Consider the following 13,909-nt stretch of genomic DNA (forward strand, 5'->3'; position numbering starts at 1 on the left):
GTGCACCATCAGCGAGCGCGATGCCACGCCCCCGTGCATAATGGCTGTCGCCCGGTGCATGGGGGTGCCATCCTTTTTACAAATTCTTACGGCCCCTATGCCTACCGCGTTCGGGGGAAGCGGGCGCGGCCCCGATATATCATTATGCCGGGCATAAAGGTTGCGCCGGTGGCCGCGCTCGCGTCATGCACTGTCATACATGAGCGCGCCCACTGTATGCGAGCCTATACATAAGAGATCGGAACGGGGAATCCATCATGGCGTTTCAAACCTAGCTGTCCGGAATTGCGGTTGCGGACAGCCTCACCTCCCGTCGCGCACGGGGCCTGGACTGTTTCCGTTGTTTGCATTTGAGCTGAGGCACACTCGCGGTACGCCCGTACCAGCGTGGCTGGCGTGCGCCCTGCGGCGCGGTGGCGCGCGTTAACGCGCGAGCCGGCTCAATGTCTCAGTATTGGGACAATTGTTGACAATGTGATCCATGCGTCTGTCCTAGCATTCGTTTCCGGATACCATCGGATTTTTCCGATTCCGAGATTCATAGTCGGACACAAGGCGGTGCCGACCGCCTCAGGAAATGTCGTGCGTGAGGCACTTGCCGGCGTGCGCAGACAAGAGGAAGCAAGCCTGTGAAGCAGCTGGAGGAAGCACAAGGTAACCGGGGCGGCCGCATGCCGTTCCGATCGGGGTGGGTGGGGATGCGCGTGGCGCAGCGGGTGCAAGGCATCGCGCTGGCGCTGTCGCTGGCCCTTGGGGCGGCGACGGCTGCGGCCGCGCCGTCGCCCGCGGCGCAGACGCCATCCTTGCCGTCGATCGCCTTGCACTATGGCGCCAAGCCGCCGGTTGACGCACTGCAGGCCTTCGATATCGCCGTGGTCGAGCCCGACAGCGGCTTCGACCCGCGCCAGGCGGCGACGCCGGCCACCGCCTGGTTCGCCTATGTCAGCGTGGGCGAGGTGCTGGAAAGCCGCCCCTATTTCAAGGACATCCCCAAGGCTTGGTTCGTCGGGCGCAATGACGCCTGGAACGCCACGGTCATCGACCAGGCAGCAGACGGCTGGCCGGCCTTCTATGTCGACAAGGTGATCGCGCCGCTGTGGGAGCGCGGCTTCCGCGGCTTCTTCCTCGATACCCTCGATTCCTACCAGCTTGCCGCCAGGACCGACGCCGGGCGCGCGCGGCAGGAAGCCGGGCTGGTGCGCGTGATCCGCGCCATCAAGGCGCGCTACCCCGAGGCGCGCCTGGTCTTCAACCGCGGCTTCGAGATCCTGCCGCAGGTGCATGACCTGGCCTATGCCGTTGCCTTCGAGTCGCTGTTCCGCGGCTGGAACCAGGCCCAGGGCCGCTATGTCGACGTGCCGCAGGCGGACCGCGACTGGCTGCTGGCGCAGGCGCGCACCATCCGCGAGCAATACCGGCTGCCGGTGATTTCCATCGACTATTGCCCGCCGGCGGACCGCCGCTGCGCGCGCGAGACCGCGCAGCGCATCCGCGCGCTGGGGATCACGCCCTATGTGGCCGATCCCGGGCTGCAGACGGTTGGCATCGGCAAGGTCGAGGTGTTGCCGCGGCGCGTGCTGGTGGTGCAGGAGCGCCGCCCCGGGTTGTCGATCGATGATTCCGAGGGCGTGCGCTTTGTCTCGATGCCGCTTAACTACCTTGGCTATCGCGTGGATTTTGCCGAGACCAGCGAGGATCTGCCCGAGATCGGGCCGGACCGCTACGCCGGCGTGGTGGTGTACCTGTCAGGCAATGTCACGGCGCAGCCGGGACGTTTCTATACCTGGGTGCAGGCGCGCATGGCACAGGGCATGCCGGTGGTGTTCCTCAACGACTTCGGCACCAATGTGAGCGGTGCGGTGGCGCGCAGCTTCGGGCTGAAGGCCGTCAAGGGCCGCGTGTCGGGCCCGGTCGAGGTGCTGGGCAAGGACCGGATGATGGGCTTCGAGATGCCGGTTGCCCCCGACCGCACCCAGGCCGAAGCGATCCAGGTGCCGGACGGCGATGGCTACCGTTCGCTGCTGCGCCTGCGCTCGGGCACGCTGACCTATGACGCCGCCGCGATCACGCCGTGGGGCGGCTATGTGCTGGGGCCGTACGCGGTGCGCCAGAGCGGCAACGGCCAGAGCCGCTGGGTGGTGCAGCCGCTGGACTTCCTGCGCGAGGCGCTGCGCCTGCCCGCCATGCCCGTGCCCGACGTCACCACCGAGAACGGCCGGCGCCTGCTGACCATCCATATCGACGGCGACGGCTTTGCCTCGCGCGCCGAGATTCCCGGTGGCGGCTTCTCCGGCGAGGTGCTGTTCCGCGAGATCTTCGACCGCTACCGGCTGCCGATGACGATGTCGGTGATCCAGGGCGAAGTCAGCAAGGACGGCATGTACCCCAGGCTCAGCGCCGAGCTTGAGCCGATCGCGCGCAAGATCTTCGCGCAGCCCTATGTCGAGGTGGCCAGCCATACCTTCTCGCATCCGTTCGAATGGTCGCGCACGGTGCCGCCACAGCCAGGGCAGGCAGCGCAATCCAGCGCGGCCGCCGTGGTCGAGGGCGACGAAGCCTTCCACCTGAGCATCCCCGGCTACAGCATGGACCTGAACCGCGAGATCGGCGGCTCCATCGACTACATCAACCGCACGCTGGCGCCGGCCGGCAAGCCGGTCAGCATGCTGCTGTGGTCAGGCGACTGCCAGCCGCCGGCCGAGGCGCTGCGGCTGACCGGCAAGGCGCGCGTGCTCAACATGAATGGCGGCGATACGCTGATCACGCGCAGCAATCCCAGCTGGACCGCGATTGCGCCGCTGGGCATCAACAAGCCCGGCGGCACCTTCCAGGTGTTTGCGCCCAACCAGAACGAGAACGTCTACACCAACCTCTGGCACGGGCCGTTCTACGGCTTCGAGCGCGTGATCGAGACCTACGAGATGACCGACAAGCCTTATCGCTTCAAGCCGGTCAATATCTACTACCACAGCTATTCGGGCACCAAGGCCGCGTCGCTGAAGGCGCTGCGCAAGGTCTATGACTATGTGCTGGCGCAGCCGCTGCTGCCGCTGCACTCGACCGACTACGTGCGCAAGGTGCTCGACTGGCAGGACATGGCCGTGGCGCGGGACGTGGGCGACGGCCAGCAGGGCAGCACCGGTGCCGAATGGATCGTGCGCGGCGACGGCAACCTGCGCAACCTGCGCTGGAGCGGCGCGGGCATGCCCGACGTGGGCGCGGCGCACGGCGTGACCGGCACCTCGCCGGCACCGGGCGGCGGCGTCTACCTGCACCTGGATGGCGGCGATGCGCGCTTTGCCGTGCGCGACACAGTCACTGCCCCGGCCGCGCCGCAGCTGGCCGAAGCCAACGGCATTGTGCGCGAATGGTCGCAGCGCGATGGCGTCACGCGCTTCGCCTTCAGCGGCTACTTCAAGCCATTCTTCCGTCTTGCCAACGCCGGCAGTTGCCGTGTGAGCGTCGATGGCAAGCCCGTACAGGCCGTCCGCGAGCGCGACAGGCTGCGCGTGGATACCGCACCCGTCACTGATCCGAACCATGCCAGGCAACAAGTCGAAGTCCGCTGCGCCGGTTGAGCGCGAGCGGCTGCTGCCGCCGGCGCTGGTGCTGACTTTCACCGCGATGGTGGGGATCGGCCTGGCGCTGATGTTCCCGCGCGAGACCCTGCGCGAACGCCTGCTGGGCCAGGGCCGCACCATCGACGGGCTGACCATGGCCTACCTGGAAGCCTGGTGGAAGGTCACGCCCGACGACCCCGGTTTCATGGGCGTGCTGGCCGAACAATACGCGCGCACCGGCCGGCTGGAAGAGGCGCAGGCCATGCTGGCGCGCATGCAGGCGGTGCAGGGCACCGACCTGTCGGGCCAGATCCTGCGCACGCGCATCGAGATCGCGCAGCAGCGCGCCTGGGCCGCGCTGCCGGATACGCCTGAGCGCGAGCAGAACCTGGTGCAGCTGCGCAGCCTGCTGGACCAGGCTGCCGGGCGCAGCTGGGGGCTGGCCGACCTGCAAACGCTGGCCACGCAGTCCAGCCAGGCGGGCGCCCAGGACGCCATGCGCAAATTCTATGCGGCGCTGGCCAGCCAGGACCGCAACAACGCGGCCTTCTGGAACCGCCAGCTGGCCGACATGGCGATCGCGGGCGGCGATTATCGCGACGCCGCCAACGCCTTGTTCGCGCAGCAGGCGGCCGCCACCACGCTGGCCGAGCGGCGCGCGCTGTTCCTGAAGGCGGTGCAGACGCTGCAGTCAGGCAACCTGTTGGACGAAGCGCTGGCACAGGCCGAGCGCCACGGCGGCAAGCTGCTGGACGATCCGGAGGTGCTGCGCTACCTGACGAAGCTGGCGCTGGCGGCCAACAAGCCGGAGCAGGCCAGCCGCTATGTCGAGCGGCTGCTGAAGGTCTCGGCGCGCACGCGCGATGCCGGGGACATGGCGCTGGCCGCACGCCATGCCGAAGTGCGGCGCATCGCCGCCAGCCAGCCCTGGGCCGGGCGCGGCTTTGTCTTCCTCGACGGGCCGCGCGGCCTGGCCTTGCGTGAAGCGCTGGCCGCTTCCGGCCAGCTGGGTACGCGCAGGATTGCGGCGCAAGCTGCTGCGCCCGCGCAAGCTCCGGCCGAGCCGGCCGACAAGCCGTTCAACGCCGACGACTACGACCTCGCCTATCGCGTGTTCCTGTCGGCCGGCAAGCTCGACCAGGCGCAGCGCGTGGCCGAGACCGCGGTGCGCCGGCTGCCGGGCGAGACGATCTGGCGCGAGCGGCTAGCGCAGGTGGCCGAATGGAACCGCCAGCCGGCCGTGGCCCTGAAGAGCTGGCTCGACTATGCCCGCGCCACCAACGACGAGCGCGCGTGGGATGCTGTGATGCGGCTCGCCCCGGGCCTGTCCGACGACCGCGCCTACCTGGCCGCGCTGCGCCACCGCGCGGGCGGCTCGGACCTGAAGACCGTGGATGAGGTGGTGGCCGCCTACGAACGCCTGGGCGAGCCGGAAGAGGCCATGCGCTTCCTCGAAGGCCTGAGCCACGGGCCCAGGGCGCGCGACATCATGGAACGCCACGCCGCGCTGGCCGAGCGCGCCGGCAAGGACGAGCGCGCGTTCCAGATCTATACGCAGCTGCAGCAGCGCTTTGGTCCACGCCCTGCCTATGCCCTCAAGCTCGCCAACCTGCTCTATGTGCGCGGCAAGCTGGCGCAGGCGCTGGACGCCATGCTGCCGGCGCGTGCCACGGCCGGGAAGGATGACATCCTTTACTGGCGCACCTTTACCGAGCTGGCGCGGCTGAACCAGCGCGACGACCTGCTCAAGGACGGCTATCGCCAGCTGATGCTGGCGGCGGCGCAGACGCAGGACGAACACTGCCTGCAGATGCCGGCGGGCCCGGCGCGCAACGACTGCCTGGACGAGGTCCGCGACACGCAGGAGGCGGATTTCTCCAACCTGATCGCCTACTACGACAAGACCCCGATCGACGCCGGGCGCATCGCCGAGGCCGACTGGCGCCGCAGCGGCAAGCCGGCATCGCTGGAGCTGGCGCTGTACTACTACACGCGTGCCCATGCCTACCCGCGTATCGGGCGCCTGCTGCGGGACATGGCGCCCGGGCAACGCCAGGCGGCAGCGCAGTCGAGCCGCTTCCTGATGCGGCGCGCGGAGTACTACCGCGTGACCGGCCAGCGCGACCTGGCCTTGGCCGACCTGCGCCACGCCGCTGGCCTGCGCGATGCCGACAGCGAAACCCTGGCGGCGTTGCTGTGGACGCTGGTCGACCAGGGCAGCGATACCGAGGTGCGCGCGGTGATGCGCCGGGTGAAGGACGACGCGGAAGACAACCCCGACCTGTGGGGCGCCTTTGCCGCGGGCCATATGCGCTTCCAGGACGGACGCGCGGCCATGCACTACCTGCGCAGGCTCAATGACGGCAAGAGCGCCGACCCGCTCTGGCTCAGCCTGATGGCCGATGCCTATGAAACCATCGGCCAGACCGACATGGCCTGGCGCGTGCGCCGCCAGGCCTGGATCGACCTGCACCACGGCTGGTCCCAGGGCGGGGTGCGCTATGCCCGGCTGCGGCCCGACAACACCGATGGCGACGAGGAGTATGAGAACGAATCCGGCGCGCCTTCGCGCGCGGACCTGTGCCGGCAGACCGTGGCGCTGGGGCAGATCTTTGCCTCGGGCGATGTCTCGCGCGCGCTGGTGATCCAGATGCTGCGCGCGGACCGCGCTTCCACGGCTGCGCGCGAACTGGTGCCGCCGATGGCGGGCGCGCCGTCGCAGTTGGGCGAGGTGGCTGGGCTGCCGCCGCTGCATGAGGCTGCAGCTGCGCCCGCGCCCGCGGAGATCATGCGCAATGCGGCCCGGCGCGAGGCGGCGCTGTCAGCGGCCGGGCGCGATGCCGCGCTGGCGTGGGCGATGTCGGCGGAATCCAACGAACTGGCGCGCGGCTGGCTGGCCCGACAGTATGTCAACCGGCTGCAGCGCCCGGCGTATGCCGAGGTGGCGGTTGCGCTGGACCAGCAGGACATGAACAGCCTGGACCGCATCCTGGAACGCCAGGCCGGCCGCGTGCCGGTGGCCAACCAGATCGAGGCCAACCAGCAACTGGACCGCATCAGCGCCGCGCAGACGCTGGCCTTCGAGACCCAGGAGCGGGCCCGTTCCGACGACACGCTGCAGGACACCTTGCAGGAGACGCTGCTCTACAACGCCCAGGCGATCGAGCCGCGCGTGAGCTTCATGCACCAGAAGCCGCTGGAATATACCGAAGGCAGCCTCGCGGGCGGCGTGCGCCTGTGGGACGGGTACGACCTGAACCTGCGCGGCACCTGGCGCGACCAGCGCAGCACCGATCCGCAGCAACTGGTGAACGTGCCGTCGTCCGACCGGCGCGCCGACCTGTCGCTCGGTTTTCGCGACAACAGCAAGCGCTGGCGTGCCACGGCAGGCTACCGCGAGGGACTGGACACGATGGCGACCGCGCGCTTCTTCGGCGAGTGGAACCAGCAGGGCCGGCTGCAGTTCAGCACGCTGGCCGGGCTGAACCAGCCGGCCGATGAATCGGCGCCGCTGCGCGTGGGCGGGGCCAAGGACGTCGTGGGGCTGGGCGCAACCTACCGCTTCGGCTTGCGCGAGTTCGTCGGCGCGCGCATCGAGTACAGCAGCTTCCGCGGGCAGGACCGCAGCGCGCTGGGGCATGGCATGGTCTATGACGTCGAGGCCGGCTACAAGATCCGCACCTCGTATCCGGACTACACCGTGCGCGTGGTCGGCACGCATGCCAACTACAGCGCCAACGGCGGCAGCCTGACGCCGCGCATGGCTTCGCTGGTGCCGGCCGGCGATGAAGCCACGCCGGCGTTCTACATGCCGCAGGGCTTTACGCAGGCCGGCGTGCTGTTCGGCTTCGGCACTGAGCTGCTGGATGAGTACACCCGCAAGTGGCGGCCGTTCGGTGAAGTGGGGCTGCTGCGCGACACGCGCGCGCGGCAGAACTTCCGCGTGCAGGGCGGGGTGGCCGGATCGGTGTTCGGCAACGACCACCTGGCGCTGTATATCTCGCATGAGACCGCGGCGCGCAACGGTGGCACGCCGCTGACGGAACTGGGAATGCGCTATCGCTGGCTGTACTGAGCCGGTGGCAGCGGATGGCAGGGATCGGGTAACAACAGGACATGGAAAAGGGGATGAAGATGAACAAGCAAACCACGGCAGTGACGGGCAAGACGGTGGCCAGGCGGCTGGCGGCATGGTGTGGCGCGCTGGGCGCGGCAGTGTGGCTGGCGGGTTGCGCGGTGACGGATGTCGGCCGCGCGCCGGCGCTGGCACGCGGCGAGACCATCGCGGTGCTGCCGATCGTGAACTACACCGAGACGCCGCAGGCCGGCCTGCGCGCCGAGGCCATTGCCGAGAGCCTGCTGAAGACCGGCGGCGTGGCCAGCCTGAAGCGCTATCCGGCCAGCCTGAACCCGGAAACGCTGTTCGAGCCGGCCGAGCGTGAAGCCGTGGGCAAGGCGCTGGAATGGGCGCGTGCCGAGAAGGCCCGCTACGCGCTGACTGGTGCGGTGCAGGAATGGCGCTACAAGGTGGGCGTGGACGGCGAGCCCGCGGTCGGCATCTCGCTGCAGCTGCTGGACGTGAACAGCGGTGAAGTGGTGTGGTCGGCCACCGGCAGCGACAGCGGCTGGAGCCGAGCGTCGCTGTCAGGCACCGCGCAGAAGCTGCTGCGCCGCCTGCTGGCGCCGCTGATGCAGGGCTGAGGCGACTGGCCATCAGGAAGAGGCTGCACACCGATGCGGCGATGGAATGGTTGAAGCAAGGGGATGAGCGTGGCCAATACGGCTGACAAGACATATCGCGCGCGGCAAGGACAGGGCATCGGCCTGGGTGGGCGCTATGCGCGCCTGCTGGCGCCGGCGGTCAGCGGGCGCGCGGCCGTGGTGGAGCTGGTGGTGGCCATGCTGGCGGCAATGGGGCTGGCGTGGCTGGTGCTGCCGCAGAACCCGCTGCTGCTCGGCATGGGCTTTCCGTGGGCCTGGCTGCTGCCGGTGATCCTGGCGCTGCGCTACGGCACGCTGATCGGCGTGGGCAGCGTGCTGATGCTGCTGGGCGGCTGGTACTTCTACCAGCAGACCGGCGTGATGGCAGGGCCCTTCCCGCGCCTGTTCTTCCTCGGCGGGCTGCTGCTGGTGCTGGTGGCCGGGCAGTTCGGCGATATCTGGGGCACGCGCCTGGCGCGCGCCCGCGCCGTGAACCGCTACCTTGACGAACGCCTGGCGGCACTGACCAAGAACCACTACCTGCTGCGCATCTCGCATGCGCGGCTGGAAAACGACCTGCTGGCGCGGCCCACCACGCTGCGCGACACGCTGTCGCAATTGCGCAGCGTGGCGCTGGACGAGGCCGCGCGCACCGGCCAGGTGCTGGCCGGCGCGCAGCCGATGCTGCAGGTGGTGGCGCAGGCCTGCCAGCTTGAGGCAGCCGCGCTCTATGCCTGCGATGGCGAGCGCGTGGACGGTGCCCCGGTCGCCAGCGTCGGCCCGGAATTCACGCTCGACACTGCCGACCCGCTGGTGCGCCACTGCCTGGACACGCGCCAGCTGGCGCACCTGCGCGCCGACGGCCTGCAGCATGGCGCGCAGACGCGCTACGTGGCGGTCGCGCCGGTGCTGGCCGGCTCCGACCACCTGATCGGCCTGCTGGTGGTCGAGCGCATGCCGTTCCTGTCGCTGACCTACGAGAACCTGCAGATGCTGATGGTGCTGCTGGGCTACTACGCCGACGGCGTGGAGCACGCCGGCGCCACCCGCACCATCCAGGCGGCGCTGCCGGCCTGCCCGTATCCGTTTGCGCTGGACTATGCGCGGCTGTCGCGGCTGCGGCGCGAGACCGGCATCGACAGCTCAGTGGTGGCGCTCGTGTTCGACACCGATCCGGAGCGCGATGCGCTGTTCGAGCAGGTGGTGCGCAGCCGGCGCGCGCTGGATGTGGCGTGGCCGGTGGTCAACGCCCATCACCGCGCCATGCTGACGCTGATGCCGCTGTCCGATGCGCAGGCGGTTGCGGCCTACCTGGTGCGCATCGAAGACATGCTGCGCGCGCAGTTCGGTACCGACTTCACCAGTGCGGGCATCGGCGTCTATACGCTGGCGGTGCCCGGCGCCGGCTCGGAAGACGCGCTGGTCAAGCTGCTGCGCCGGGCCCAGGTGGATGGCGCGATCGCGCCCGCCACGCTGCCGGCCGGGGAAGCGCCCCATGTTTAAGCTCGGCGCCAGCGGGCTCGCCGCCCAGATCGCCGCACTGGCGCTGCTGGCGCGCGCCGGCAACAGCACCGCGCTGCTGCTGGCCTTCTTCGGCATGCAGGCGGTGGCTGCCGCGCTGACGGCGCTGCTGCTGTGGCGCCTGCTGCCGCGGCGCTTTCGTATGCCGTTCGCGTGGAGCTATGGCTTTCTCGCGCTGTTCTGCTTCTTCGTGCCGCTTGGCGGCGCGCTGGTGTGCCTGGGCAGCTACCTGTTTTCGAAGCTGTTCCCGCGGCGCGTGGACACCAGCGGCATTGGCACCGTGGGCTTGCCCGAGTTCGTCACGCACCTGATGTCGCGCGTCACGCACGGCGGCGGCGCGCGCCTGCGTGCGCAGCTGGGCAACGCGCGCGCGCCCCTGCCCGAGCGCATGACCGCGCTGGTGGCGATGCAGTCGATGCCGGCGCGCACCGCCAGCCCGGTGCTGCGCGAGCTGCTGGCCGACAGTGCCGACGACGTGCGCCTGCTGGCCTACGGCATGCTGGACGGCGCCGAGAAGCAGCTGACCCAGCAGATCCTGGCCGAACTGCCGCGCCTGGAGAACGCCAACAGCGCCAGCGAGCGCGCCGAGATCAGCAAGCGGCTGGCTGACCTGTACTGGGAACTGATCTACCAGAACCTGGTGCAGGGCGACGTCTACCGCTACACCGCCAGCCAGGTCGAGCGCTACGCCAGCGCGGCGCTGGCGCATGACGACAGCAATGCCTCGCTGTGGTACATGCGCGGCCGCCTGGCACTGGCGCGCAATGCCCCACGCGAGGCGCGTGATTGGCTGCAGCGCGCCGAATCACTCGGCTTCGCGCGCGAACGCGTGCTGCCGCACCTGGCCGAAGCCGCCTACCTGGAACGCGACTACGCCGCGGTGCGCCAGCTGATGGCATCGTTTGACAGCCCCTCGCCGCTCCCGCTGGTGCGGCCCCTGCTGCGGTACTGGCAATCATGAGCGAGATCCTGGTAAAAGAGACGTCGGCCGACGTCATGTTGCTGCTCGAAGGCACCTTCCCGTATGTGAGCGGAGGGGTGTCGAGCTGGGTCAACCAGATGATCCGCGCATTCCCGGACCTGCGCTTCGGCATCGTCTTTATCGGCAGCCGGCGCGAGGACTATGGCGACATGGCCTACCAGCTGCCGCCCAACGTGGTGCACCTGGAAACGCACTACCTGTACGACTTTCCGCCGCCGCCGCTGGTCCAGGGCAGCACTGGCGATGCCAGGGCGTTCGACGCCTCGGACCGCCTGCACGAGCTGCTGCGCGACCCGGGCCGCGAGGCCGAGGCCGGCGCCATGATCCGCGAGCTGATGCCGGCGCTGCGCGAGGGCGGGGCGCTGGGCGAAGACGCCTTCCTGTACAGCCGCCGCGCCTGGCAGACCATCACCGAGCAATACCGGCGCTTCTGCACGGACCCGTCGTTCACGGACTATTTCTGGACCGTGCGCATCATGCACAAGCCGCTGTGGCAGCTGGTGCGCATTGCCGACAACCTGATCCCGGCGCGCGTCTACCACACGGTTTCCACTGGCTATGCGGGCTTTCTCGGGGCGCTGCTGCGCCACCGCAACCAGCGCCCGCTGCTGGTGTCGGAACACGGCATCTACACCAAGGAACGCAAGATCGACCTGTTCCAGAGCCAGTGGATCCGCGACAACCGCAATGTGTTCGAGCGCGACATCTCCCAGATCAGCTACTTCCGCGAACTGTGGGTGCGCTTCTTCGAGACCATCGGCCGGGTCTGCTACGACGCGGGCGACGACATCGTCGCGCTGTATGAGGGCAACCGCCGCCGCCAGGTGCAGGACGGCGCCCCTGAGGCGCGCACGCGCAGCATCCCCAACGGCATCGACCTGCCGCGGCTGGCGCCGCTGCGCGCCCGCCGCAAGCCGGGCGTCCCGCCGGTGCTGTGCCTGATCGGCCGGGTGGTGCCGATCAAGGACGTCAAGACCTTTATCCGCGCCATGCTGACGGTGGTGCGCGAGTACCCCGATGCCGAAGGCTGGATCGCCGGCCCGGAAGACGAGGATCCCGACTACGCGCGCGAATGCCGCAGCCTGGCCGAAAGCCTGGGCCTGGGCCAGAAGGTGAAGTTCCTGGGCTTCCAGCGCATTGACGCGCTGCTGCCGCAGGTGGGCGTGCTGGTGCTGAGCTCGATCAGCGAGGCGCTGCCGCTGGTGGTGCTGGAAGGCTTTGCCGCCGGCGTGCCGTGCGTGACCACCGACGTGGGCTCGTGCCGCGAACTGCTGTTCGGCCTGCCCGGCGAGGATGCCGCGCTGGGCTCGGCCGGCGAGGTGGTGCGCATTGCCGACCCCGCGGCACTGGCCGCGGCGGCGTTGGGGCTGCTGCAGGACCCGGCGCGCTGGCAGGCGGCGCAGGCCGCCGGCGTGGCGCGCGTGGAGCGCTACTACACCCAGGACCGCATGGTGGGCAGCTACCGCGAACTGTATCAACGGCTGATGGCGCAGCCAGACGGCGCCGGGCATGGCGGACATGGGCGGCAGGGCGGCGGCAACCCCGCGCGCTGCCCGGTCCACGGAGGAGCCTGAGCATGGCTGGCATTGGATTCGAGCTGCGCAAGATGCTGCGCCGGGACAACCTGTCCGGCATGCTGAGCGCCTACGCGTATGCCGGCATCATCAGCTCCGGGCCGTGGATCCTGTCGATCGTCGGCATCCTGCTGATCGGCATGATGAGCCTGCCCTTCGTGGTGCCGGGCTCGCTCATCACGCAGTTCCAGGTGTCGGTGACCTACCTGATCGCCGGCAGCTTGATCCTGACCGGGCCGCTGCAGCTGGCGTTCACGCGCTTCACCTCAGACCGGCTGTTCGAGAAGCGCGACCACCTGATCCTGAGCAACTACCACGCGGTGGCAATGCTGGCGACGGTGCTGTCGGGCGGCATCGGCGTGGCGTGCGCGGTGTTCAGCTTCGGCGAGCAGTCAGTGCTGTACCGGCTGCTGATGGTGGCGGGATTCGTGGTGCTGAGCAATATCTGGATTGCCGCGATCTTCCTGTCGAGCATGAAGCAGTACAAGGCCATCGTGTGGACTTTCCTGCTGGGCTACGCGATCTCGGTCGGGGCCGCGCTGGCGCTGCGCGGCCACGGGCTGGAAGGGCTGCTGGGCGGTTTCGCCGCCGGCCAGCTGTGCCTGCTGACCGGCATGGTGACGCTGATCTACCGCAACTACACCAGCCGCCAGTTCATGTCGTTCGAGGTGTTCCAGCGCCGCTATGCCTACCCCAGCCTGGTCGCGATCGGCCTGCTGTACAACCTGGGCATCTGGATCGACAAGTTCATGTTCTGGTACGCGCCCTCCACCGGGCAGCAGGTGATCGGGCCGCTGCATGCGTCGATCATCTACGACATCCCGGTGTTCCTGGCCTACCTGGCGATCATCCCCGGCATGGCGGTGTTCCTGGTGCGCATCGAGACCGATTTCGTCGAGTACTACGACGCGTTCTACGACGCGGTGCGCGGCGGCAGCTCGCTCGAGCATATCGAGGACATGCGCAACACCATGGTTCAGACCATCCGGCTGGGTTTGTACGAGATCGTCAAGGTGCAGGCCATCGCCGCGCTGCTGCTGTTCGCGGTGGGCGTGTGGGTGCTGCGGCTGCTGGGCATTTCCGAGTTGTACCTGCCGCTGCTGTACGTGGACGTGATCGGCGCCAGCCTGCAGGTGGTGCTGCTGGGGGTGCTCAATATCTATTTCTACCTGGACCGCCGCCGCGAGGTGCTGCTGCTGACCGCGACCTTCGTGGTGCTGAACTTCGCGCTGACGCTGCTGACCCTGCACCTGGGGCCGGCCTGGTACGGCTATGGCTTTGCGGTGTCGCTGCTGGTGGTGGTGGCGCTGGCGCTATACCTGCTGGACCGCAAGCTGGACCGGCTGGAGTATGAGACCTACATGCTGCAATAGGCCCTGCCGGCTCCGCATCGACCGGCTCCCCGGGCGGCGCGATGGCGGCAAGGATGATGCAGATCGAAAGACGATCGCGGAGGGATCGGCGCAGTTGCTGCCGCCACCCCTCGTCGGGGCATCTCGACGAAAGGGCCCGTGATTGGGTAACATGGCAGCAGCCGGCGGGCTTCGGCCTGGCCCGTCGGATCAGATCGA

The 13,909-nt window shown here is 68.9% G+C and carries 7 protein-coding genes; all 7 read left to right on the forward strand.

The genetic code is table 11. The annotated features are described in order from the left end of the window. The first annotated feature begins 698 nt into the window (after window positions 1-698). The 7 genes from A3A5_RS0100485 to pelG all read left to right on the forward strand — a co-directional run bounded on the left by A3A5_RS0100485 (window position 699) and on the right by pelG (window position 13,711). Window positions 699-3,578 (forward strand): bifunctional glycoside hydrolase 114/ polysaccharide deacetylase family protein, encoded by a 2,880-nt coding sequence (locus A3A5_RS0100485; protein ID WP_018308699.1) that lies wholly within the window; start codon window positions 699-701, stop codon window positions 3,576-3,578. Next, window positions 3,541-7,635: a tetratricopeptide repeat protein gene (locus A3A5_RS0100490; protein ID WP_018308700.1), complete on the forward strand. Its 4,095-nt coding sequence runs from the start codon at window positions 3,541-3,543 to the stop codon at window positions 7,633-7,635. The genes A3A5_RS0100485 and A3A5_RS0100490 overlap by 38 nt, the downstream gene beginning before the upstream one ends. 59 nt (window positions 7,636-7,694) lie before the next feature. Further along, entirely contained in the window at window positions 7,695-8,261 is a 567-nt protein-coding gene (locus A3A5_RS0100495; protein ID WP_026200318.1) for a hypothetical protein, read from the forward strand. Window positions 8,262-8,324: 63 nt separating this feature from the next. Next, entirely contained in the window at window positions 8,325-9,764 is a 1,440-nt protein-coding gene (locus A3A5_RS0100500; RefSeq protein WP_018308702.1) for a PelD GGDEF domain-containing protein, read from the forward strand. Further along, a complete protein-coding gene (locus A3A5_RS0100505; RefSeq protein WP_018308703.1) occupies window positions 9,757-10,743 on the forward strand; it encodes a lipopolysaccharide assembly protein LapB in 987 nt (328 codons plus the stop codon). The genes A3A5_RS0100500 and A3A5_RS0100505 overlap by 8 nt, the downstream gene beginning before the upstream one ends. After that, window positions 10,740-12,338, forward strand: coding sequence for a GT4 family glycosyltransferase PelF (gene pelF, locus A3A5_RS0100510; RefSeq protein WP_018308704.1), 1,599 nt, complete (start codon window positions 10,740-10,742; stop codon window positions 12,336-12,338). Before A3A5_RS0100505 ends, pelF begins: the two co-directional genes overlap by 4 nt. A 2-nt stretch (window positions 12,339-12,340) precedes the next feature. Beyond that, the gene (gene pelG, locus A3A5_RS0100515) at window positions 12,341-13,711 is read left to right on the forward strand and encodes an exopolysaccharide Pel transporter PelG (RefSeq protein WP_018308705.1); all 1,371 of its coding nucleotides are present in this window, start codon (window positions 12,341-12,343) and stop codon (window positions 13,709-13,711) included. Window positions 13,712-13,909 lie beyond the last annotated feature (198 nt).

The organism is Cupriavidus sp. UYPR2.512, assembly GCF_000379565.1.
Lineage (GTDB): Bacteria > Pseudomonadota > Gammaproteobacteria > Burkholderiales > Burkholderiaceae > Cupriavidus.